Raw genomic sequence first — 22,310 nt, forward strand, 5'->3', positions numbered from 1 at the left:
TCAATGCAGAAAGGAAATTGCAATGTTGCGGAACATGTTCAAAAAAACGTATACGAAAATAGATACGAAATATAAGCCCCAGGCCGGTTCCGACCAGGAGCCGGTAATCCCGGAAGGATTATGGCGCAAATGTAACAAGTGCGGGCAGCCAATCTATGTGGAAGATGTAAAGAACAATTACTACGTATGTCCCAAGTGCAACGGCTATTTCCGTGTTCATGCATACCGCCGTATCGAGATGCTGGCGGATGAGGGAACCTTTGAGGAGTGGAACAAGGAAATGCCCTTTTCCAACCCCCTGAACTTTCCGGGATACGAGAAAAAGGTCCTGGCTGCCAGGGAAAAAAGCCGCCTCAACGAGGCCATTGTCACAGGCAAATGCAAAATTGACGGAAATCCCGCGGTCGTGGGCGTCTGCGATGCCCGTTTTATCATGAGCAGCATGGGCCATGTAGTGGGTGAGAAGATCACCGACGCCATAGAGCGCGCCACCAGGGAAAAAATGCCGGTTATCCTCTTTGCCTGCTCAGGCGGAGCCAGGATGCAGGAGGGCATCGTATCCCTGATGCAGATGGCCAAGACCTCCGCTGCCTTAAAGCGCCATCACGAGGCGGGGCAGCTGTTTATCAGCGTGCTTACGGACCCTACCACGGGAGGCGTCACGGCCAGCTTTGCCATGCTGGGCGACATCATCCTGGCAGAGCCCCACGCGCTGATTGGTTTTGCGGGTCCCAGGGTCATTGAGCAGACCATTGGACAGAAGCTGCCGGAAGGGTTCCAGCGTTCTGAATTCCTGCTGGAACATGGGTTTGTGGATAAGATTGTGGAGCGGAAGGACCAGAAAAGAGTCATTGGACAGATTCTGTACATGCACCGCAGCCACAAGATGAATATAGAATCAAAGAATCCGGTGGAGACAGCCAGGACTTTTGTGGATAAACCATCTGAGTCACAGGAGGATGGTGGAAAAACTGCCTGGGATACGGTTCTTCTTTCCAGAAAATCTGACCGCCCCGTTGCCACGGATTATATCAACGCTCTGTTTGATGAATTCATTGAATTCCACGGGGACCGGTATTTTAAGGATGACGGAGCCATTGTGGGCGGCGTTGCCATGTTCCACGGCATGCCCGTAACGGTTATCGGACAGCAGAAGGGCAAGAATACCAAGGACAACATCACCCGCAACTTCGGAATGCCGTCCCCTGACGGCTACCGCAAGGCGCTGCGCCTGATGAAGCAGGCAGAGACCTTCGGACGTCCGGTAGTCTGCTTTGTGGATACGCCGGGAGCTTTTTGCGGACTGGAGGCAGAGGAGAGGGGACAGGGAGAGGCCATTGCCAGAAACCTGTTCGAGATATCTGACCTCAAGGTGCCGGTGCTGTCCATTGTAATCGGAGAGGGCGGAAGCGGCGGCGCATTGGCCATGGCTGTGGCCGACGAGGTGTGGATGCTGGAAAATGCCATTTACTCCATCCTTTCACCGGAGGGATTTGCCTCCATTCTGTATAAGGACAGCAAGAAGGCGCCGGATGCCGCCAAGGTCATGAAGGTGACGGCTAAGGACCTTTTACAGCTTAAGCTGATTGAACGTATCGTGCCTGAGGAACAGCCAGCATGCACGGATAATCTCTACCGTCTCGCTGAATATATGGACAGCGCCATGGCAGAGTTCTTTAAAACGTATCTCGCCATGAGCGATGAGGAGCTTAGGGAGCACAGGTACCAGAGATTTAGGAGAATGTAATGAGTGAGTTAAAACCATTGGTAATCGGTGATTTAGTAGTTGAAAAACCAATCATCCAGGGAGGAATGGGCGTGGGCATCAGCCTGCACAGGCTGGCCGGAGCCGTGGCAAAGGCCGGCGGCATGGGCATCATATCTGCCGCCCAGATTGGTTTCAGGGAGCCGGATTTCACCACCAATTTCGTGGAAGCAAACCTAAGGTCCATCCGCAGGGAGATGAAGCTGGCCAGGGAAATCGCACCCCAGGGAGCGATTGGTTTCAACATCATGGTGGCTACCAAGCACTATGACATGTGGGTTAAGGAGGCTGTGAAGGCAGGCGCCGACATCATCATATCAGGTGCCGGACTTCCTGTATCCCTGCCTGAATACGTGGAAGCTGCCTATGCTGAGATGGAGGAAAAGCCGGCCCGCAGGATTAAGCTGGCGCCCATTGTGTCGTCCGCCAAGTCGGCCATGGTCATCTGCAAGATGTGGGACAGGAAATGCCACATTGCCCCTGATCTGGTTGTGGTGGAAGGACCGCTGGCCGGAGGCCATCTGGGATTCTCACCGGACCAGTTATCCGCCTATGGCGCAGACACCGCCGATGTGCCGGCCACCTATGACCGGGATGCCTATGACAGGGAAGTAAAGGCTGTCATAAAGGTAGTGGAGGAATATGGAGCCAAGTACGGCAGGCATATACCTGTGGTCACTGCAGGCGGCATCTACACCCACGAGGACGTGATGCACCAGCTTGAGCTGGGGGCTGACGGCGTCCAGGTTGCCACCAGGTTTGTGACGACCGAGGAGTGTGATGCCTCTGACGCCTATAAGCAGGCTTATATAAATGCCGGCAAGGAAGATATTGTCATCACCCAGAGTCCTGTGGGCATGCCGGGAAGGGCAATCTTAAATCCTTTCTTAAGCCGGATAAAGGGCGGCGGCAGGCCGGCTATCAAGTCCTGTTTCCAGTGTCTTGAGCACTGTGACATCAGGACCATTCCCTATTGCATTACCATGGCGCTGGTAAATGCGGCAGAGGGGGATACAGACCATGGCCTTTTATTCTGCGGAAGCAATGCTTACCGTGCGGAGAAAATTGATACTGTGGATAACGTCATGAAGGAATTAACAGGAGAGCTGGCTTAATGCCGGCTCTTTTTTCCTTATTTTACAAGGAATTTCTGCTGCCGGGAACAGCCGGACAACCCTTATCCCCAGATAATTAACAAAGATATCCACAAGATATCCACATTATCCACCACCGGATATCCGGAGCTGTGCCATGGCCATTCTATCTGTCATTTTTATTACGGTTCTCTTTCATTTTCCCTCTGCCCATTGACCCTCAAAAGGGAAGATCTTAAAATGTAGCTATGAAGAAACTGAATGAAACAGAGGGGGTGAAGATGGAAAAAGCGTTGGCGGAGAAAACAGGGGGGTATCTCATAGGCGACGTTGCCCAGATGGTTGGCCTGAGCAGGGATGCCCTGCGTTTTTATGAGAAAAAGGGAATCATCCATGCAGATAAGAAGGAAAACGGATACAGATATTATTCAGAGGCCGATATCTACAGATTGATGTATATACTTTATCACAGAAAGATGAATACCAGCCTGGAAGAGATAGGGGGCCTTATGAGCGGGCAGAACTCCACATCCGCTATGAGACAGCATGTCAGGCAGCGCATGGCCGAGGAGGAGGAAGCCCTCAGGCGGCACAACCAGGCAATTATGAGGCTTAAGCTGTTTGAAAAGGATATAAGCCGCATAGAGGCGTGCATGGGCAGGTATTCCATAAGGAAATTCCCCAAAGCATATGTGATTGCCAACTGTTCTGACCTGCAGGAGGGGTTAAGAACGTGGTTTAAGCTGTCCTCTACCATTCCGGGACTGGATATGGCTTATTTTTATAATGTACTCACCTACACGGGACAGGATCTGGAAGAAAAAGAAACCCAGCTTCTGCTCTATGAGGGACTGGAGAAGGGGCTGGGCCAGGAGTTTAACCGGAGTCTGTATTCTATGACGGAGGAGCCGGAATGTATCTATACCATTATTGAATCAGAGTATACTCATCCGGATTTTGACATGATTCACAAGATGGTCCAGTGGGCCCATAAACATGGCCTGGAGCCCATGGAGCGCGTATACGCCAATGATATGACTTCCTTTTTCGCAAAGGACAAGACTACGTACTGTCTGGAAATCTACATGCCTTTTAAGAGGATTGCGTCGCCGGTATGATACTGGTAAGGGTTCTTGCCCGTATCTTTATCCTTACCCGTTATCAGCCAGTGTTTCCTTGCCGCTGTTCTCATCCTCCTTGTGAACGCCGAAGTTCTGTATGAAGTCAATCATAAAGGAGGATACGATCACTGTTATAAGTGAGTATACGATACGTACTGCCGGGATATACGACAGGGACAGCACCAGCACGGATACGTCCGTCAGCAGGTATGCCCTGGATATACGGCAGCCCGTTACCTTGGAGATGACCAGGGCCAGGGCATCGTCCCCGGCGCAGGAAGCTCCCTGGCGGACCACCAGGCCGCAGCCGGTACCGATGAAGCATCCGCCTGCCAAAGCCGCCAGAAGGGGGTAATCAGCCAGACTTGGAAGTACCGGGTGAAACAGTTCCCAGAGCCGGAAGAATCCGGCCATACATAAGGTTGCAAAGACGGAGGTCTTAAGGAATTCCCTGCCCAGGAAACGAAAGCCCAGGGCATAGCTTAAGGCGTCCAGCACAGGTGACAGTATGGAAGATGACATGCCAAACCAGAAATGAAAGAGCAGTATCAGTCCCAGAATACCTCCCTCCGTTATATCCGCCTGCTGGTGGATATTGTAAATGCCAAAGGTGGTAATGGCTGTACCGAGGATGATGGATAACACAGTCTTTGGGTGAAAGGTTAAGGATAATTCCTGTACAGCGCGGCAAGCCAGCTTCTTCAGCTGCTTCATAATAAAACGTCCTTTCTGTAAATGGGTTATAAAACCGGTTAGGGGCGGTCCGGGAATCCAAGGGATTCCGGGCCGCCCTGTTATGCTGTAGTACCAGTATACCTCATGTACCCCGGGGGCTGTCAAGGGGAGACTTCATCCAACCGGAGATTCAACCGTAAAACCAACCGTAAATTCAACCGTAAATTCAACCATAAATTTAATCAAAGACTCAACATGGCGCTCCTGGGCACTTCCGGCGCGGGCAAGACCTTCACCATGCAGCTCATGGCCCTGCGGATGCGGCGCAAGGGAATCCCCATTTTCATCATTGCCCCGCTAAAAGGGCATCAGTTCCACCGGGCCTGCGCCAACGTGGACGGCGAGTTCATCCAGGTCTCCCCGGCAAGCCCCCACTGTATCAACGTGATGGAGATCCGGCAGGTGGACCGCACCGTGAACGAACTGCTGGACGGCCCCGGCATCCAGCTCTCGGAACTGGCGGAGAAGATCCAGCGGCTCCATATCTTTTTCAGCCTGCTGATCCCGGATATGAACCATGAGGAGCGCCAGCTTTTGGACGAAGCCCTGATTCACACCTACAACAAGAAGGGAATCACCCATGACAACGCTTCCCTGGCAGACCCCCAAAAACCGGAACGATACCGGGAAATGCCGGTACTGGGCGACCTTTATGAAATACTGAAGAAATCGGCTGCTACAAAACGGCTGGCAAATATCCTGAACCGCCTGGTGAACGGCTCCGCCAGCACCTTCAACCAGCAGACCAACGTGTCCCTGGATAACAAATATACCGTGCTGGATATCTCTTCCCTGACCGGGGACCTGCTGACCGTGGGCATGTTCGTTGCCCTGGATGTGCGCTTTGTTTCTTATTAATCTCCATAGAAATATGGAACAAAGCAAGACAGATTTCTTTTGAAATCTGAACTTTATATTCGATTTGACAGGGGAAGTTCCTGTCTGACCCGGTGTGACGGGTTACAAAAATTCTAATATCCGACGTGCATTTCATTGTGACAGATGGATTGTACGAAGCTCGGTGAAAAGCGGGGAAGAGACTTGAGACAGTCTGGATAACCGCAAGAAGCTATAAAATAGTCATGTCTAGTACGGCATTGCCAAAATAATAATGAATAGACGTTGCTTTTTTATTGTAGTCGGTGCATAATAATTCTATCACTAAAGAATGGATGGGTTATTATGCGAAGGAAAACAATTGATACTATCCCGGTTTTATCTGATGCCATGAAAAACATATTATCTGCTTTTTCAAAAAGCCGCTCCCTTCCGTCAGGACTGGTCAAAAGAGCCAGCATTGTCCTGCTTGCGTCACAGGGGGAACTCAACCAGAATATTGCACCACAGGTCGGGCTTCATTATAATAATGTTGCCACCTGGCGCAGTCGGTTCCTCGCGGCGCTCCCAGCCTTGCGGAGGATTGAAATGGACGACCCGGAAAAGCTTGAAGATGAGATACGGGCAGTCCTGTCCGATAAAAAACGCCCCGGTGCCCCGTCTGTTTTTACGCCGGACCAGATCATGCGGATCATCGGCCTTGCCTGCAGCAGCCCAAATGATTTTGGGTACGAAGTAAGCCAGTGGAGCCTCCCGCTGTTAGTGGCAGAAATTAAAAAGCAGGGGATCGCTGAACAGATTTCTGAGAAATCTGTCAGCCGTTTTTTAAAAATGAGGTAGATTTACATCCCCACAAAATCCGTTACCGGCTTCATTCTTCGGAAAAGACGGAAGCCCCGGAATCTTTTGCGCGGAAAGTAAACGAAATCTGCGGCCTGTACCAGAGTGCCCAGGAACAAAGCCGGGAAGGTGCACACATTGTTTCCACGGATGAAATGACCGGGGTACAAGCGCTGGAACATAAATATCCTGACAAGCTCCCATTACCCGGCCAGTGCGCCAAAATGGAGTTTGAGTATATCCGCCATGGCACGACCAGCCTCATCGGGTTCTTTGATGTTGCAACGGGCCGTATGGAAATGCCGTATTTAAACTCCACACGCACAGAAGAGGATTTTGTGGAAGCCGTGAAAGCATTGGCAGGGACAGACCCGCAAGCCCCATGGACATTTATATGCGATGGCCTAAACACCCATAAGTCGGAAGCCCTTGTCCGCTATGTGGCAGAAGCCTGTGCCCTTGGCGTGGAACTGGGCAAAAAAGGGAAAACAGGGATCCTTAAAAGTATGGAAAGCCGGGCGGATTTCCTGCATGACCCTTCCCACCGGCTCCGCTTTGTCTATACTCCGAAACACAGTTCCTGGATGAACCAGATTGAGATATAGTTTGGCATCATTAACCGGAAGCTGCTGAAGCGGAAAAGCTGCCTATCAATAGAAGAACTGGAAGCAAGCATCCTGCGCTTTATTGAACAATACAATCTTACAGCACACCCATTTAAGTGGACATATGCCGGGATACCATTAGTAATTTAATCACTGATATTTAAGCAATACTGTACTAGGAGGAACCCACTATGGCAACCAAACGCATCATGCCGCTGCACATCGGCAAGGGCCGCACCGAGAGCCAAGCTGTCAGCGACACCATATGCATCGAGAACGGCTTATCCATTGTGGAGAATCCCAAGCCCCACGGAAAAAGCTACTACAAGTGGCTGGGCGATCAGGCCAAGCCCTCCCGCCGGGAGCGGCTGCGGGTGATGATTGACCGGGCGCTGGAGCAAAAGCCCGCAGACTTTGATGAGCTGCTGAAACTGCTTTCCGAGATGGGCTGCGAAGTATCCCGGCGCGGGAAAGCGATCCGGCTCAAGGCCCCCGTCTGGAAAAACATTGCCCGTTTTACGGGTGGCGGCGACTGCCAAAGGTGGTAATGGCTGTACCGAGGATGATGGATAACACAGTTCTTGGGGGAAAGGTTAAGGATAATTCCTGTACAGCGCGGCAAGCCGGCTTCTTCAGCTGCTTCATAATAAAACGTCCTGTAAATGGGTTATAAAACCGGTTAGGGGCGGTACGGGAATCCCGGGGATTCCGGGCCGTCTGTTATGTTGCAGTACCAGTATATCTCATGCATCCGGGGGTGGGGGTGGCTGTCAAGTGGGGACTTCACAGACCGTTATCAGTTTGGTTTTTCCGTGCTGGAATCCACGATTCTGCCCTTGCTGCCTGTCTTGTAGTACTGTATGGGTATATTCCACTGGACCGGGAATAGAATGGAATAAGAATGCCATGAAACAGGCGGAGAAACATGCTGAATTATCTATGGGCAGGAATGACACTGACGGGAATACTCTGGGGGGCGCTTCACGGTCAGATGACGGCTGTGACCGATGGTGCAATCCAGGCATCAAAGGAGGCGGTGACGCTGTGCATCACCATGCTGGGCGTCATGACTCTGTGGACCGGGGTACTGGAGATCGGGCACCGCTCTGGGTTGGTGGACCAGCTGGCAGGAAGAATGGGACCAATACTCACCTTCCTTTTTCCAAGGCTGGACCCGGACGGAGAGGCAAGGAAGCAGATAAGCGTCAATATGATTGCCAACATACTGGGACTGGGGTGGGCCGCCACGCCGGCCGGTTTAAAGGCCATGGAGGAGCTGAAAAAGGTGGAGGAGGAGCGCAGAAAGGGAGGCGCGGCCGGGCGGAAAGATACGCCAGGACAAGAAGATACGGCCGGGCGGAAAGATACGCCAGGACAAGAAGAGACAGCCGGGCAGAGAGCTGCGGCCAGACAGGCGGGGACTGCCAGCAATGAGATGTGTACATTTCTCATTATCAACATATCCTCGCTGCAGCTTATACCCATGAACATGATTGCGTACCGGAGCCAGTACGGAAGCGTGAATCCTACTGCCATTGTAGGTCCGGCCCTGGCGGCTACCTTTATCAGCACAGTGGTTGCGGTGATATTCTGTAGGGTCATGGACCGGTAGGTGCGGGCGGTGCATTGAAGGATGACGAAAGAGACGCTATACCGGATACAACAGATGAAGGGAGGCTGTGGGAACGGCTCTATGCGAAGACATATCCCACAGCCTGATTTAATAATGTATAACGTTGTCCGAATTCTGAATTGCCGCAATTATTTTCTGTGCTTCTGCTGAAGTAAAGTAATTCCAGGTTGTATCCGGAACTTTCAAACAGCATGTATAATCCAGATTTTTATCCAAAGTAATTCCTTCTTTTTCCAGTAGCACTTTTACCTGTTTTATCCCCCGATGGTCATTTGGATAAATCTGTGAAATCACAATTCCCATAATCTATTGCTCCTTTAAGAAATACAAAAAGTATGTAAAGGCCAACAGGTCCGCGCTTCCTCCGGGCGAAAGATTTTTACTGATAAATGCCCTGTCAAGAATCTCCAGCATATCTTCCTCCGGATAAGGATTTTTTTCCAGAATTTCTTTTATTTCTTCTGTCACCTGAAGCTGAGTTTCCCGATTGCTTCTCCCAATCAGATTTGTATCTACCGTAGATACCATCAATGCCAACAAAGCTGCGCACCCTGCCTGTTCCAGAGATAAACCTTTTTTCAGTCCTCTTTCCAGAGCCGGTAATCCAGCCTCCATAACTGCGGGAACCCCTTTTTCCGCTTGACCGCGGATTCCCGTGATTCCATATTTTACATACAGTTTTTCTCCTGTTGTTCCGGCATTCTCTTCTGTCACTTCCCGAAAATCATGTTCAACAATTCCTTTTGTCATCGCCGCACATTCTCCCAATACAACTTTTACATTTTTCCATTTTTCCCGGGGAAGACGACCAAGAGCACCACAAAGTATTCCAATAGAAAACAACGCACCTTTATGTGTATTTACACCATTTGTAGCCTGATTCATATCATAACCGGCAATTTTTCCTGCCCAGCGCAGTCTGCGAAAGGTTTCTTTTGGAGGTTCCTGGGCTGTTTCCATTCCCATCTGTGCACACTTCATACAACAGGCTTCTGCAAGCCAGTTCCGCAATCCTCCGGCTATCCTGCTCCTGAAATTCCTTCAGCAGGAGTTCCTTTGTGGTCTGCTCAAGCTCTGCAACAGAATGGGTTCTGCTTCTGGCACATTCCTTCGCCGGGTTACCACAGAGCAGACAGGTTCTGGGACTTTCGCCGATTTCCATACGCTCTATATGAGTACCGTTTTCATCAAGAACATCCATATCAAAGAGACGCCCAACCGACAGATTATTTTCTATTTCCACTGTTATTTTTTTTATCTCCACAGCATTGCCTTTTACACAATAATAACATACATTTCCCGTATTTTCGCAATAACATTCCTGATGCAGACATTCTATTCCGGCACTGACAAGCTGATGTCTTAAAATATCGTCTCCCTTTTCACATTGTTTCCGGTTTCTTATTTGTGCAGAGGGTCCGATAGGAGGACGGACCACTCTGCTTTTTATAACAGATACGATTTAAATTATTCTGCAAATTCAAATGGTTTGATCTGGCGAACCACATCCATAATTGTGCCGTCACGTGCTTCAATTATACCTACTACACGGTCTGCGAACTGAACCTTTTCCGGTTCTCCGACAATAGAATATGCGATGTCGCGCAATTCTTGGATCGTCTTTAACGGAATACAATCTGCTGCCTTCAACGCTTCCAGAAGGTCCGGTCTGCGCGGATTAACAGCCACACCATAATCTGTAACCACAATATCAATGCTTTCTCCCGGTGTTGTAACAGTGGTAACATCAGAACAGATTGCCGGGATTCTTCCCTGCAGAAGCGGAGCAAGTACAATCGTACATTTTGCTCCGGCAGCTGTATCCGGATGTCCTCCCTGTGCTCCTGTAATCACACCGTCAGACCCTACTACTACATTACAGTTAAAGTTTACATCCACTTCCAGTGCCGCCAGAATTACATAATCCAGTTTATTAACAAAAGAACCTTTGTTGAACGGATTTGCATACGCTCCCGCACTGATTCTGAAATGATTCGGATTCTTCACATTTTTGATCGCATCCAGGTCGAAATCCTGTGTATCCAGCAGACAGCGGACCATACCGCGTTCCAGAAGATCACACATAGGTTTTGTCAGACCGCCTACACCAAAGCCCATCTTGATTCCACGATCTTCCATTATTTTGGTAAGAGAAATCGTAGAAGCAATCGAAGCACCGCCTACACCTGTCTGATAGGAAAAACCATCTTTAAAATAAGGAGTATTGGCAACTACCTGTGTACAGTATTCCGCCATCAGAAGCTTTCTCTGATCTGTTGTCGGTTTTGCCGCCCCTGTTGCAATTTTTGCAGGATCACCGATTTCATCAACAACACATACATAATCCACTCTCTGCATCGGTATATGTGCCGGATAATTCGGAAACGGCACAAGACAGTCCGTAATCGCAACTACTTTATCTGCATGGTTTCCATCAACATGAGAATAAGAAAGAACACCACAGTCTGCTTTACCGCCGATACCACGACAGTTTCCATAATCGTCGCAGGTCGGTGTACCGATAAATGCAATATCAATGTGCGCTTCACCTGTAATTATGGCTCTTACACGACCGCCATGAGAACGCATGATAGCAAGACCTTTCAGTTTTCCCTGTGAGATAGCTTCGCCGATCGCACCACGCACACCTGATGATTCAATATTGGTAACCGTTCCGTCTTCAATCATCGGAACAAGCGGAGCGTGCGCTTTTCCAAGAGAGCTCGCACAAATAGTAATGTCTTTCAGTCCCATTTTATGAATTTCTTCCATTACCATATTTACAACTTTATCTCCATCTCTGAAATGATGATGGAAGCTGACTGTCATTCCATCATGTGCTCCACATTTTACAAGAACATCATGAATGGAATCTGCCAGTTTACTCTCGGTGTTATTCATAATCGGTTTTACATTAGAACCTACTTTTTTAAATTCCACACCATCTTTATAATGATTGCCCTGGAATACTTCTTTTCCGGTAATTTTCAGAATTTGTTCCGGAATGTCTCTTCCTACTGCATTAATCATTTTACTGCACCTCCTTATACACGCCGGATGCCTTAGCCAGCTCCAGTGTACGTTTTGCACCATCATAAAATGCAATATCGATCATCTTGCCGTCTACGGCAAATACCCCGATGCCCTGTGCCTTCTTGGTTTCAATTTCATTAACAACCTTCTGTGCAAAGGTTATGTCTTTCTGAGATGGTGTAAAAATTTCATGTACAATATTGATCTGACGTGGATTAATAATAGATTTTCCATCAAACCCCATTAAGTGAATTCCTTCTACATCTTTACGGAAACCTTCCATATTATCCAGATCTGTGTAAACAGTGTCAAAGCACTGTACGCCGGCAGCTCTCGCGGAAATCACCATCTGAGAACGGGCTCCCATCAGCTCAATTCCGGTACCTGTAATGTTGGTCTGAAGATCTTTTGTATAATCTCCGCCGGAAAGCGCAATACCAAACAATCTTTCAGAAGCAGTACAGATATCATAGGATTTCAGAACACCTTTTGCGGATTCAATAGCAGCCATGATCAAAACGCTTCCTTCCGGACGATCAAATTCCTTTTCAGCGGCTACAATCGCCTTTTCCACTGCTGCCACATCTTCCGGACATTCAGTTTTCGGAATACGAATGGAATCACAGCCACCTGCCACTGCACAGCGGATATCCTCTCTCCAGAGATCTGTATCGAGACCGTTGATGCGGACAACTCTTTCACATCCATGATAGTCCAGTGTTTTCAGCGCATGGTACAGGGAAAATCTTGCTGCGTCTTTCTGATTTTCTGCTACTGCATCTTCCAGATCCAGCATAATGGAATCCGGTTTATAAATATACGGGTCTTTAATCAGACTTGGTTTCTGAGCATTTAAGAACATCATGGTTCTTCTCAGACGTTTTTTATTTGGACAATTCATCTGATCGCACCTCCCCATGGCAAATCCTTAAACTGCTGCATAGAACGATATACAGCACCCTCAATACGGGCTTTGATGGTACAGTCTAATGCACCCTTGTCCACAATTTTGATTTTCACACTGTCAATATCAAGATTTTTTAATGTTTCCATTGTAACTTTTTTAATCTGATTTCCATACTGGTTCAGCACAGAACTTTCCAGTTCAAACTCGATACTGCCGTTTCCAGCCTCTACAGTAACCTGACAGTCACTGGATTCCAATGTTCCGGCTATTGCCGGCCTGATAATTTCCATGATAAAATCTCCTTTTCTTAATAAAACAGTCCGCCCAGATTAAAGAGGCCAAGAGCTGATAAAACAACATTCAGCAATACGTTTCCAACTGAAAGAAGAAACAGCTGTTTAAACATTTTGTTCAGCTCGTCATTTGTTGTTTCTTTTGCTGCAGAATAGGAAGACATGATAATCGCACCGCCTGTTGATAATGGGCTGATTGCTGCTGCAAAGGAAGTCGCTACAATTGCGGAAATCAATTCCACATAGTTTACACTGCCTGCAAAAGAGGCTGCTACATCTGCTGCGATCGGGAACAATGCCGGCATAACCACACCTGTTGTAGAACTTACCCAGGATAAAATACCGGAAGTTGCAGAAAGGATCGGAGTTGCTGTTTTTTCATTCATCATTCCTGTCAGGAAATTTGAAATCAGTTCGATACCGCCAAGTGTGTTGATTACATTGATCAGTGTACCTACGCCACAGATAAATACCAGTGTTCCCCATGGAATGCTCTTAATGGCTTTCTTTTCATCTGCACATCCCAGAAGAATCAGTACTGCAGCTACAACAAAGGCAAAAAGACCTGTATCTAATTTAAATCCGATACAGCAAACTACCATAACAATAATGCCGATAATGGTATATCTCTGTTCACGATTAAATTTAGGAATTTCAGAAAGCTTCAGAGGGTTGTCTGCTTTTACTTTATAACCTTTAAATGCCACATATAAAATCAAAGTAAAGATAAAACCAGAAATCAGTGTACTCAGAAACAGGTGCAGGCCAAATCCGGAATATCCTAACGGATCAGAAAGACTTTTTGCAAGAACACCAGTCAAAGACAACGGTGATGCACATCCTGCATTCGCACCCAGTTTTGCATACAACGCAGTAGCAATTGGATTGATTTTCATTTCAAATGCAAGATACATTGCAAATGTAGTCATTAGGATTCCGGCTGCAATATGTCCCGGTCCGATTGCGGAAATAAAAGCGGACAGTACAAACATAAGGATTGGAATCAATACGGTTTTTTTTCCTACAAGCGCTACAATTTTCTTTGAAAACAGTTCCAGCGTTCCATTATTCGACGCCATACCAAACAAAAAGGTGACACCAACAAGTGTTACAAACATAGAACTGCTGAAACCATTAGAGATTTCTTTTGCACTCATATCACCTATGGTACCTAAAATAAATGCTACCCCTAAAGAAAGAAAACCCAGATTAACTTTTTTAATAAATCCAATAGCAACAACCATCACCAATACGATCAAACTAATAATTGCAAGATTCATGATGAACTCCCCCTATTTAATATGTGCGGTTCCGTCCATCAGCAGGTTTGCTGTACGGAATCCAAATGTATCTGCTACAACCGGCTCTGCGCCGTTTTCCTCATAATCTACGCCACACTCCAGAACACCGCTGGGATGTCCGATACGGATAAACTGTGTATCCACATTTTCAGAAAGCACCTGATTAACAACACTTCCCGGAACAACCGCAGCAGCTGCTGTACACATGGCCCCCGTCATGGCATAGCTTGGATGTGCTTTCTGCATAGACATCATTCGTGAAAGCAGATCAACGTTTTCTTTGGAAATAGAAACACCCTCTGCTGTCACATAATCTGCTGCCTCAGCAACAAATGTCATTTTCGGAATCCCTGGAGTTTCCCAGGCGGAACGGGTGTAATCTTCAATCAGACCAATCATCACAGCTGCAAGTCCTCTTACTGTTTCCAGTAAAGCAAGCTTATCCGCATCTGCATTTACTTCTTCCGGAAGTTCAAGACCTGTCATCCCCAGATCCTTCGCTTTTACAAATACAAGCGGATTGGCTGCATCTACGATTGATACCTCTACTTTTCCAAAATTGGGAACCTCCAGAATATCCACTACATTTCCTGTGGGAAGAAGTCCGTTTCCAAGAGTTCCTGCCGGTTCAACAAACTTCAGTTTGATCGGAGCCGCTGTGCCCGGAACACCGGCAATGGCAAAATCACCATCATACACCACACTGCCCTTTTCTGTCTGAACATCTGCAATAATGACTTTATTGGTATTTGTGTTAAAAATTCTTACCGGAGTTGTTCCCTCTTTTGTCTGAATAAGACCTTTTTCAATGGCAAATGGTCCCACACCGGAAGAAATATTTCCACAGTTTCCTTTATAACTTACCAGGTCCTTATCTACCGAAACCTGTGCAAATGTGTAATCCACATCCGCATCCTCTCTTGAGGATTTTTTTACAATTGCAACTTTGCTGGTAACGGACTGCGCACCGCCAAGTCCGTCAATCTGTTTTTTATCAGGGCTTCCCATCATGCTAAGAAGCAGGGAATCCCATTGGCTCTTATCTTCCGGAAGGTCTTCTTCCAGAAGGTAAACACCTTTACTTGTTCCTCCGCGAATAATCATAGCCGGAAGAAGGAATCTGTTTTTATCTTCATTGTACATTTTTCTTCCCTCCCATGTCTATGCTTTATGAGCTTTGTTATAATTGATCAGAGAACCACATTGAATGATTTCTTTTTCTTCATCTGTCAAAGGTGCAATTGCAAGGGAAAGCTTCTTTATTTCTTTTCCGATTACATATGCCGGAATATCACTCATGTCACCATCCAGTGCTTTTTTAATATCCGGGACAAAGATATAATCGTCGTCTTCAAAGTCAGGATTTCCATTCATGATAAACGGAATCATGCCCCAGTTGATCAGATTGGAACGATATCTTTTAGTTGCATATTCCACGGTAATATTTGCTCCGCCAAGAAGAACTCTCTGACAGGAAGCAGCCTGTTCTCTGGCACTTCCATCGCCAGGCTTTACAGCATAAATCGTACTGGAAAGATCAATTTTTTCTTCCTGAATTTCTTCAAATCCGGAAATATTTCGAATCCTGGAAATAATATCTGCAACTTCTGCCGGACAATTTCCTGCTTTTCTTGCCTTTTCATTTTCCATTACCGCTTTTGCTTTTCCCACATATTCCGGAACACGGCGACTGAGTGTAAATTCTGCAAGTCCCATCGGATTGGAACGGAAAGAACCTGTTTCACCGGAGGGGATCAATTCATCCGTAGTTGTAACCGGATCTGTAATATATGCACATACTTTCAGAAGCATATGGTCGTTTAATTCCGGAAGTTCCGGCCAGTCTTTAATGTTCGGTCCACAGATAACGGTTTCTTCTGAACACCCTTTGCCCACACCCTGGAACACACGATGCTGATATGCTTTTGGATCATAATGATATTCCGGACATTCAAACTCATAACCAGCTTCATCCGCTGCCATAATCCGTCCTCTATTTGCTGAAGAAACTGCAATGGAACGTGCATCCATCAATGCAACACTTGCCAGCTGTCCATTACCTGGTTTAGAACCTTCTCTGTTCGGGAAATTTCTGGTGGTATGTCTGATAGAAAGTCCTTTATGTGCTGGTGTATCACCTGCTCCAAAGCATGGGCCACAGAATGCTGTCCGAATGGTTGCTCCTGCTTCAATCAGATCCGCCAGTGCTCCATTTCGTGTCAATTCCAGCATAACGGCCTGACTGCTTGGATAAATTCCAAGTGCATATTCATCCGTTCCGGTACTCTTGCCTTTCAGAATATGTGCCGCTTCCATAATGTTGCTGTATGTACCTCCGGCACATCCTGCAATAGTTCCCTGATCAGCATAAAGCGCTCCGTTTCGCACCTTATCTCTGAGATTCAGCCCCAGGTTCGGATTTTTAATCAGTTTAGAAGCATTTTCTTCAACTTCATGAAGAATATCATCCATATTTTCATTTAATTCACGTATTTCATACCCATTTGACGGATGGAAGGGAAGAGCGATCATGCTGTGAATAGTGGATAGATCTATGTAAATACATCCGTCATAATGGGCAGTTTGTGCCGGATCAAGCTGTCTGTAATCTTCCGGGCGGCCATGTTTGTCCAGATACGCTTTTGTATCTTCATCCGTGCGCCAGATACTGGATAAACAGGTTGTTTCCGTTGTCATAACATCGATACCGTTACGATAATCTGTTGACATGGAAGAAACTCCAGGTCCTACAAATTCCATAACTTTATTTTTTACATAGCCGTTTTTAAATACGGCACTTACAACGGCAATTGCAATATCCTGGGGTCCGATACCCGGATTTGGTTTTCCATCCAGATATACGGCGATAACTTCCGGATATTCTGCATCCCAGGTCTGTTCCAACAGCTGCTTAACCAGCTCACCGCCGCCTTCACCGACTGCCATCGTTCCCAATGCACCATAGCGAGTGTGACTGTCCGAACCAAGAATCATTTTTCCGCATCCAGCCATGCTTTCGCGCATGTACTGATGAATAACTCCCATATGCGGCGGCAGATAAATTCCGCCATATTTTTTACATGCAGAAAGACCGAATAAGTGGTCATCCTCATTAATTGTTCCTCCAACTGCACAAAGACTGTTATGACAGCAGGTCAGTACATATGGAAGCGGGAATTTTTCAAGACCGGAAGCTTTCGCTGTCTGTATAATTCCCACATAAGTCAGGTCATGACTGGTTATAGAATCAAATTTGATTTTTAACTGTTCTTCATTTCCACTGACGTTATGAGCCTGTAAGATACTGTAAGAAATAGTTCCTTTATGAGCATCTTCTTTTTTTCTCATCAATTCAGGAGCTGCCTGAGATTCCGGAACCAATGTATTGCCGTTCAAAAGATAGACGCCTTCATCATAAAGCTTAATCATGGTTTTTCTCCTTTACTGTACGTTTATCCGGGAAGTGCACAATTCCCTGACTGCAAAGGTACCTTGCCTATGAATCCATCATAACAAAACAATATTTGATAATCAAATTCATAGTATTCATAAAAATCATTCATTTTAATCATTTATTATGTGGAAAACTTACAAATATATCTCTATTTTTTTATGTAAAACTTACAAAAAATGCGTTTTTATATCAGAATTCCTTGGTTTTTTATTCAAGTCCTGCGCTTTCGCTAATATTCATATTTTTTATATTTTTCATTCATAAAAGGAATATTTATTGAATTCCGTTTTTAGGTATGCTATACTTTTTAAAAGGAGGTTTTTCTATGGAATTTCGGGAATTTCAATATGTCATCGCAATTGCCAAATATCAGAATATAACAAAAGCTGCCGAATCTCTGTATATCGGACAGCCTACATTAAGCAAGTTTCTCAAGAATCTGGAAGACGAACTTGGCGTCAGCCTTTTTCGCAAAGCCGGTCATAAATATCACCTGACCTATGTGGGAGAACGATATCTGGAAAAAGCAGAGCAGATCCTGCAGTTAAAATCCGATCTGGATGCGGAACTGGCTGATATCGTTAAAAGAAATGTAGGCGTATTACGTCTTGGTTTTCCCACCATGCGCTGTACCTATATGCTGCCAGCCATTCTTCCCGCATTTCAGGAGATGTTTCCCAATGTAAAAACCCAGATTGTGGAAGGACCTTCCGCTGAGCTTGACAAAAAACTGTTAAACATGGAAGTGGATCTTGCTTTTTATAACCAGCGTTTTGGAGACACCAATCCATTAATCCAGACAGAAATTCTCGGAGAAGAAGAACTTCTGATCTGTGTAAAAAAAGGCCACCCTATGGAACGTTTTGCCCAGCCAAATCCTGCCAGCAAATATCCCAGACTTGATGTTCGCCTGCTGCAAAATGAAACCATTCTGCTAATGCTGAAAAACCAACGAACCCGCCAGATTATCGACCAGTATCTTCACCAGCAGGGCGTTGTTCTTGAAAATATCCTGCATACCAGTAACATTCCTGCAATCATGGAACTTATTTCTGTTGGATATGGTGTCAGCTTTTTATTTGAACCTCATATATTACATCATAATTTTAGAAATCCCATCTCATGCTTCAGCTTCGGAGAACCGCGGACTACCTCCGCATTAGTCGTTGCAACCCGCAAAAACAGTTATCTCCCATCTTTTGCCAATGATTTTATTGAACTGGCCAAACGCCTTTATATCAATATATAGCCTGCCGCCAACAGTTTTCTATTTTTTAGCCGGCGCAGGGAATTAATGCTTGACAAATCCCTGCGGCGGTCATATAATCCTAGAAAACCTAGTGATTAACTATGAATAAAAAGAAAGGCCCTGCACGCCTGTGAGGGAACGGTGGAAGCTATGTCTAAGATTTATAAGGGAGCCATTGAACTGGTAGGCAACACCCCATTGGTAGAGGTGACCAATATCGAGAAGAAGGAGCGGCTGAAAGCGCGTCTTCTGGTGAAGCTGGAATACTTCAATCCGGCCGGGAGCGTTAAGGACAGAGTGGGAAAAGCCATGATTGAGGATGCGGAACGCACCGGCAGGCTGAAACCGGGTTCTGTCATCATTGAGCCCACGTCAGGCAATACAGGCATTGGCCTGGCTGCTGTGTCTGCGGTCAAGGGCTATAGGATGATACTGACCATGCCCGATACCATGAGCGTGGAGCGCCGCAATATACTGAAGGCATACGGGGCCGAAATAGTTCTGACACCCGGTGAGAAGGGAATGAGCGGGGCTATTGAAAAGGCGGAGGAGCTGGCAAGGGAGATACCGGACAGCTTCATACCGGGGCAGTTTGATAATCCGGTGAACCCAAGGGCGCATATGGAGAGCACGGGGCCGGAAATCTGGCATGACACGGACGGGCAGGTAGATATATTTGTGGCGTCCGTGGGAACAGGAGGAACCCTTACAGGTACCGGAACATATTTGAAGGAAAAGAATCCCCGCATCAAGGTTATAGCCGTGGAGCCATCCACATCACCGGTTCTTTCCGGAGGAAGCGCCGGCCCCCATAAGATCCAGGGAATCGGAGCCGGTTTCATTCCCAAGGTGCTGGACACCCATATATATGATGAAATCATAACCGTGGACAATGAAGCGCCCTTTGCCACTGCGAAGATGTTAGCCAGGACAGAGGGACTTCTGACCGGAATTTCATCAGGAGCAGCCCTGTACGCAGCCATTGAGGTTGCCAGACGGCCTGAGAATGAGGGCAAGACCATTGTCGTGCTGCTTCCTGACAGCGGGGACAGGTATTATTCCACAGCGCTGTTTGTGGAGTAATCAGGATTAGATATTAATAAGAATCACACGGTTTGCGGATGCGCCGGACGCTGTGACGGCTCCGGCGCCCAAGGATAAGGTGGTCCAAGCGGGCAGTCTTTTCCCGTCATGAAACAAGCATCAATGGAATAAGATGTAATAAACAAACGGACCTGGAACTGATATATGAAATTCCTGATTTTTTTGTCAGAGGCAATGGTCCCTCTGATGATTTTTTATATTGTGGGCTTTGGCCTTTTGTCCGGGCGTCCGGTGCTGGACGATTTCATCGACGGGGCAAAGGACGGCATGAAGACAGTAGCCGGTATCCTGCCAACCCTGGTGGGACTTATGGTGTCGGTGGGAGTCCTCAGGGCATCCGGTTTTCTGGATTTTCTGGGAGAGCTGCTTAAGATGCCTGCGGCCCTTTTACATATACCTCCCCAAATCGTACCTGTGGTCCTGGTGCGTCTGGTATCCAACTCAGCGGCCACAGGGCTGGTGCTGGACATATTTAAGGAGTACGGTACAGACTCCTCTCTGGGACTTATTGCATCCGTGCTCATGAGCAGTACGGAGACAGTGCTGTACTGTCTGAGCGTATATTTTGGCAGTGTAGGCATTACCAGGACCAGGTACACATTGGCCGGGGGGATGATTGCCACGGCGGCGGGAGTGGCGGCCAGCGTGGTACTGGCCGGTGCGGTTAGATAAAGCTGCGGCCGTTGCTGTCCGGAGCATAAAAAAACATTGCAATATCAAGGGTTATTGACTATAATAGCCATAGAAAAAGGGAATCCGTTGTATGTGCGCCCTGTATATGATTATATCAGGGCCTTAGGGTGTGCCTGCGGGCAGCTGGAATGGACATTCCGGCTGGACGATCCGGACATACGCTAGCGTACAGCGGGTTTATGCTGTGGAGAGAAGAGGAATAAGGAATGAAACAGTATCTGAGCCTGCGGGAGCAGTATCCCCGCTTTGCTTACAGAGGATATGAGATAGAGGAAAATGAAAGCTGTCTGAGGATCACATACCGGTTTGAGACAGTGGGACTGTCTGAGTTTGCGCCGGTTTGGGTGTTTCCGAAGGCAGAGGGGGACTGTCACAGATGGTCAAAAGACAGGCTCATGCAGGACATGATATTTTCCCTGGGAATGGTGGAGCTGGTGAGCTACTGGAAAATTGCCTGCCCGCCCACAGTGGCAGTGGAGGCCGGATGGCTGAACCAGGACCAGATTGACTGGTGGAAGGATCTGTATTTTAACGGATTGGGTGAATTTTTCTATGTAAATGGCATAGAGGAAGCGGAACCCAATCATTTTATGAATATCCGGTGTGCAGGCCAATGTAAAGAGCGGCATGCAGCATGGGGTGCGGAGATAGATGGGAATGGGAAAGCGGCGGGCATCAGCGCCGTAAACAGTGATTCCCTGGCATCCGGCGGGGTCCTGGTTCCCATTGGCGGAGGAAAGGATTCCGTGGTGACGCTGGAGCTTCTGCGCTTGGCGGGAAAGACCATCTACGCCTATATCATCAATCCCAGGGGAGCTACCATACACACCACCGAGGCGGCGGGCCTGGACGAGGCCCATGTCATAAGTGCAAAGCGTACCCTGGACCCCAATATGCTGGAGCTTAACCGGCAGGGATATCTGAACGGGCATACGCCGTTTTCCGCGCTGGTGGCATTTTCCGGCATCATAGCTGCCAGGATGCACGGCCTGTCCATGGTGGCCCTGTCCAATGAATCCAGTGCCAACGAGAGCACGGTCCAGGGAAGCACGGTAAACCATCAGTATTCCAAGAGCTTTAAGTTTGAGGAGGATTTCCATTATTATCAGAACACATATCTGAGGGGTAGCGCGTACTATTTTAGTCTGCTGCGCCCTTTGAGTGAATTCCAGATTGCCAGGTATTTTGCGGGGCAGAAGCAGTACCATGGCATATTCCGGAGCTGTAATGCCGGAAGCAGGACTGACTCCTGGTGCGGACACTGCCCCAAGTGCCTGTTTGTGTACCTGATTTTGTCGCCCTTTCTTACGCCGCAGGAGGTCATGGATATTTTTGGCCGGAACATGCTGGACGACTGGGACATGAAGGAAACCCTGGACCAGCTCATTGGGATAGAGAAAGAGAAACCGTTTGAGTGTGTGGGCAGCCGCGATGAAATAAATACAGCCATAGTGCTTACGATCAAAGAGCTGGAGGAAGCGGGCGAAGCGCTGCCCCGTCTTCTTTCCTATTATAAAACCACGGATTTGTACCGGACCTATGAGGCCAAAGGGGACCAGTACTCATCCTATTATGACGGGAATAACCTGGTTCCGGATGACCTGGCGCGGCTGGTGAGGAAATACTGTGCAGACGGCTTATAAGGA

At 47.5% G+C, this 22,310-nt stretch carries 20 protein-coding genes and 3 pseudogenes; 12 read left to right on the forward strand and 11 right to left on the reverse strand.

What is annotated here, in order from left to right; all coding sequences use genetic code 11:
• Positions 1-22: 22 nt before the first annotated feature.
• From LA360_RS18960 to LA360_RS18970, 3 genes are all read left to right on the forward strand, one after another.
• The gene (locus tag LA360_RS18960; RefSeq protein WP_002584542.1) at positions 23-1,747 is read left to right on the forward strand and encodes an acetyl-CoA carboxylase carboxyl transferase subunit; all 1,725 of its coding nucleotides are present in this window, start codon (positions 23-25) and stop codon (positions 1,745-1,747) included.
• A complete protein-coding gene (locus LA360_RS18965; protein ID WP_089775936.1) occupies positions 1,747-2,880 on the forward strand; it encodes an NAD(P)H-dependent flavin oxidoreductase in 1,134 nt (377 codons plus the stop codon). The genes LA360_RS18960 and LA360_RS18965 overlap by 1 nt, the downstream gene beginning before the upstream one ends.
• 260 nt (positions 2,881-3,140) lie before the next feature.
• Complete coding sequence (locus LA360_RS18970; protein ID WP_057571865.1) at positions 3,141-3,977, forward strand: MerR family transcriptional regulator; 837 nt, start codon at positions 3,141-3,143, stop codon at positions 3,975-3,977.
• A gap of 33 nt (positions 3,978-4,010) precedes the next feature.
• Here the strand turns inward: LA360_RS18970 and LA360_RS18975 are convergent, their stop codons facing one another.
• A complete protein-coding gene (locus tag LA360_RS18975; RefSeq protein WP_057571856.1) occupies positions 4,011-4,694 on the reverse strand; it encodes a YitT family protein in 684 nt (227 codons plus the stop codon).
• A 213-nt stretch (positions 4,695-4,907) separates the two neighbouring features.
• Here LA360_RS18975 and LA360_RS18980 point away from each other — a divergent pair.
• The 4 genes and pseudogenes from LA360_RS18980 to LA360_RS18995 form a co-directional block, all read left to right on the forward strand.
• Positions 4,908-5,552 (forward strand): annotated as a pseudogene (locus tag LA360_RS18980) (PrgI family protein); the annotation flags it as partial.
• A gap of 345 nt (positions 5,553-5,897) precedes the next feature.
• On the forward strand, positions 5,898-6,392 hold the full coding sequence (locus LA360_RS18985) for a helix-turn-helix domain-containing protein (RefSeq protein WP_112481453.1): 495 nt from the start codon (positions 5,898-5,900) through the stop codon (positions 6,390-6,392).
• Between the two features lie 137 nt (positions 6,393-6,529).
• Positions 6,530-6,997 carry a transposase gene (locus LA360_RS18990; RefSeq protein WP_225537786.1) on the forward strand — a complete coding sequence of 156 codons (468 nt, stop codon included), beginning with the start codon at positions 6,530-6,532 and terminating at the stop codon, positions 6,995-6,997.
• A 251-nt stretch (positions 6,998-7,248) separates the two neighbouring features.
• Positions 7,249-7,524: pseudogene (locus LA360_RS18995) on the forward strand (relaxase/mobilization nuclease domain-containing protein); the annotation flags it as partial.
• Between the two features lie 7 nt (positions 7,525-7,531).
• Here the strand turns inward: LA360_RS18995 and LA360_RS32185 are convergent.
• A pseudogene (locus LA360_RS32185) lies at positions 7,532-7,642 on the reverse strand (YitT family protein); the annotation flags it as partial.
• A 280-nt stretch (positions 7,643-7,922) separates the two neighbouring features.
• Between LA360_RS32185 and LA360_RS19000 the strand changes: the two are divergent.
• A complete protein-coding gene (locus tag LA360_RS19000; RefSeq protein WP_002584520.1) occupies positions 7,923-8,609 on the forward strand; it encodes a nucleoside recognition protein in 687 nt (228 codons plus the stop codon).
• A gap of 108 nt (positions 8,610-8,717) precedes the next feature.
• On the opposite strand, the gene LA360_RS19005 is transcribed toward LA360_RS19000, so the two are convergent.
• The 9 genes from LA360_RS19005 to LA360_RS19045 are packed head-to-tail and all read right to left on the reverse strand — an operon-like array spanning position 8,718 to position 17,593.
• Positions 8,718-8,933 carry a hypothetical protein gene (locus LA360_RS19005; protein ID WP_112481478.1) on the reverse strand — a complete coding sequence of 72 codons (216 nt, stop codon included), beginning with the start codon at positions 8,931-8,933 and terminating at the stop codon, positions 8,718-8,720.
• 3 nt (positions 8,934-8,936) lie between these two features.
• Positions 8,937-9,611: a triphosphoribosyl-dephospho-CoA synthase gene (locus LA360_RS19010; RefSeq protein ID WP_225537616.1), complete on the reverse strand. Its 675-nt coding sequence runs from the start codon at positions 9,609-9,611 to the stop codon at positions 8,937-8,939.
• The gene (locus LA360_RS19015) at positions 9,517-10,068 is read right to left on the reverse strand and encodes a citrate lyase holo-[acyl-carrier protein] synthase (protein ID WP_049589450.1); all 552 of its coding nucleotides are present in this window, start codon (positions 10,066-10,068) and stop codon (positions 9,517-9,519) included. The genes LA360_RS19010 and LA360_RS19015 overlap by 95 nt, the downstream gene beginning before the upstream one ends.
• Before the next feature lie 29 nt (positions 10,069-10,097).
• Positions 10,098-11,660 (reverse strand): citrate lyase subunit alpha, encoded by a 1,563-nt coding sequence (citF, locus tag LA360_RS19020; RefSeq protein WP_057572334.1) that lies wholly within the window; start codon positions 11,658-11,660, stop codon positions 10,098-10,100.
• A 1-nt stretch (position 11,661) separates the two neighbouring features.
• Positions 11,662-12,564 carry an aldolase/citrate lyase family protein gene (locus LA360_RS19025; protein ID WP_112481479.1) on the reverse strand — a complete coding sequence of 301 codons (903 nt, stop codon included), beginning with the start codon at positions 12,562-12,564 and terminating at the stop codon, positions 11,662-11,664.
• Positions 12,561-12,860: a citrate lyase acyl carrier protein gene (gene citD / locus LA360_RS19030; protein ID WP_022202151.1), complete on the reverse strand. Its 300-nt coding sequence runs from the start codon at positions 12,858-12,860 to the stop codon at positions 12,561-12,563. Before citD ends, LA360_RS19025 begins: the two co-directional genes overlap by 4 nt.
• Before the next feature lie 17 nt (positions 12,861-12,877).
• Complete coding sequence (locus LA360_RS19035; RefSeq protein WP_022202150.1) at positions 12,878-14,143, reverse strand: SLC13 family permease; 1,266 nt, start codon at positions 14,141-14,143, stop codon at positions 12,878-12,880.
• A 12-nt stretch (positions 14,144-14,155) separates the two neighbouring features.
• Positions 14,156-15,307 carry a 2-methylaconitate cis-trans isomerase PrpF family protein gene (locus LA360_RS19040; protein WP_022202149.1) on the reverse strand — a complete coding sequence of 384 codons (1,152 nt, stop codon included), beginning with the start codon at positions 15,305-15,307 and terminating at the stop codon, positions 14,156-14,158.
• 18 nt (positions 15,308-15,325) lie between these two features.
• Complete coding sequence (locus LA360_RS19045) at positions 15,326-17,593, reverse strand: hydratase (protein WP_022202148.1); 2,268 nt, start codon at positions 17,591-17,593, stop codon at positions 15,326-15,328.
• A gap of 350 nt (positions 17,594-17,943) precedes the next feature.
• Here LA360_RS19045 and LA360_RS19050 point away from each other — a divergent pair, with 350 nt between their 5' ends.
• The 4 genes from LA360_RS19050 (at position 17,944) to LA360_RS19065 (ending at position 22,307) form a co-directional block, all read left to right on the forward strand.
• Complete coding sequence (locus LA360_RS19050) at positions 17,944-18,867, forward strand: LysR family transcriptional regulator (protein ID WP_022202147.1); 924 nt, start codon at positions 17,944-17,946, stop codon at positions 18,865-18,867.
• A 150-nt stretch (positions 18,868-19,017) separates the two neighbouring features.
• On the forward strand, positions 19,018-19,950 hold the full coding sequence (gene cysK, locus LA360_RS19055) for a cysteine synthase A (RefSeq protein ID WP_022202146.1): 933 nt from the start codon (positions 19,018-19,020) through the stop codon (positions 19,948-19,950).
• A 165-nt stretch (positions 19,951-20,115) separates the two neighbouring features.
• Positions 20,116-20,643, forward strand: coding sequence for a spore maturation protein (locus LA360_RS19060; protein ID WP_002584508.1), 528 nt, complete (start codon positions 20,116-20,118; stop codon positions 20,641-20,643).
• A gap of 227 nt (positions 20,644-20,870) precedes the next feature.
• Positions 20,871-22,307 carry a MurL-like N-terminal domain-containing gene (locus tag LA360_RS19065; RefSeq protein WP_057572340.1) on the forward strand — a complete coding sequence of 479 codons (1,437 nt, stop codon included), beginning with the start codon at positions 20,871-20,873 and terminating at the stop codon, positions 22,305-22,307.
• Positions 22,308-22,310: the final 3 nt, after the last annotated feature.

Origin of the sequence: Enterocloster clostridioformis (assembly GCF_020297485.1) — a bacterium.
In the GTDB taxonomy this organism is placed as follows: domain Bacteria; phylum Bacillota; class Clostridia; order Lachnospirales; family Lachnospiraceae; genus Enterocloster; species Enterocloster clostridioformis.

Coding starts and splice junctions, on each gene's coding strand:
- LA360_RS18960 (WP_002584542.1), top strand. CDS start 23: ATGTTGCGGAACATGTTCAAAAAAACGTATACGAAAATAGATACGAAA.
- LA360_RS18965 (WP_089775936.1), top strand. CDS start 1,747: ATGAGTGAGTTAAAACCATTGGTAATCGGTGATTTAGTAGTTGAAAAA.
- LA360_RS18970 (WP_057571865.1), top strand. CDS start 3,141: ATGGAAAAAGCGTTGGCGGAGAAAACAGGGGGGTATCTCATAGGCGAC.
- LA360_RS18975 (WP_057571856.1), bottom strand. CDS start 4,694: ATGAAGCAGCTGAAGAAGCTGGCTTGCCGCGCTGTACAGGAATTATCC.
- LA360_RS18985 (WP_112481453.1), top strand. CDS start 5,898: ATGCGAAGGAAAACAATTGATACTATCCCGGTTTTATCTGATGCCATG.
- LA360_RS19000 (WP_002584520.1), top strand. CDS start 7,923: ATGCTGAATTATCTATGGGCAGGAATGACACTGACGGGAATACTCTGG.
- LA360_RS19005 (WP_112481478.1), bottom strand. CDS start 8,933: ATGGGAATTGTGATTTCACAGATTTATCCAAATGACCATCGGGGGATA.
- LA360_RS19010 (WP_225537616.1), bottom strand. CDS start 9,611: ATGAAGTGTGCACAGATGGGAATGGAAACAGCCCAGGAACCTCCAAAA.
- citF (WP_057572334.1), bottom strand. CDS start 11,660: ATGATTAATGCAGTAGGAAGAGACATTCCGGAACAAATTCTGAAAATT.
- LA360_RS19025 (WP_112481479.1), bottom strand. CDS start 12,564: ATGAATTGTCCAAATAAAAAACGTCTGAGAAGAACCATGATGTTCTTA.
- citD (WP_022202151.1), bottom strand. CDS start 12,860: ATGGAAATTATCAGGCCGGCAATAGCCGGAACATTGGAATCCAGTGAC.
- LA360_RS19035 (WP_022202150.1), bottom strand. CDS start 14,143: ATGAATCTTGCAATTATTAGTTTGATCGTATTGGTGATGGTTGTTGCT.
- LA360_RS19040 (WP_022202149.1), bottom strand. CDS start 15,307: ATGTACAATGAAGATAAAAACAGATTCCTTCTTCCGGCTATGATTATT.
- LA360_RS19045 (WP_022202148.1), bottom strand. CDS start 17,593: ATGATTAAGCTTTATGATGAAGGCGTCTATCTTTTGAACGGCAATACA.
- LA360_RS19050 (WP_022202147.1), top strand. CDS start 17,944: ATGGAATTTCGGGAATTTCAATATGTCATCGCAATTGCCAAATATCAG.
- cysK (WP_022202146.1), top strand. CDS start 19,018: ATGTCTAAGATTTATAAGGGAGCCATTGAACTGGTAGGCAACACCCCA.
- LA360_RS19060 (WP_002584508.1), top strand. CDS start 20,116: ATGAAATTCCTGATTTTTTTGTCAGAGGCAATGGTCCCTCTGATGATT.
- LA360_RS19065 (WP_057572340.1), top strand. CDS start 20,871: ATGAAACAGTATCTGAGCCTGCGGGAGCAGTATCCCCGCTTTGCTTAC.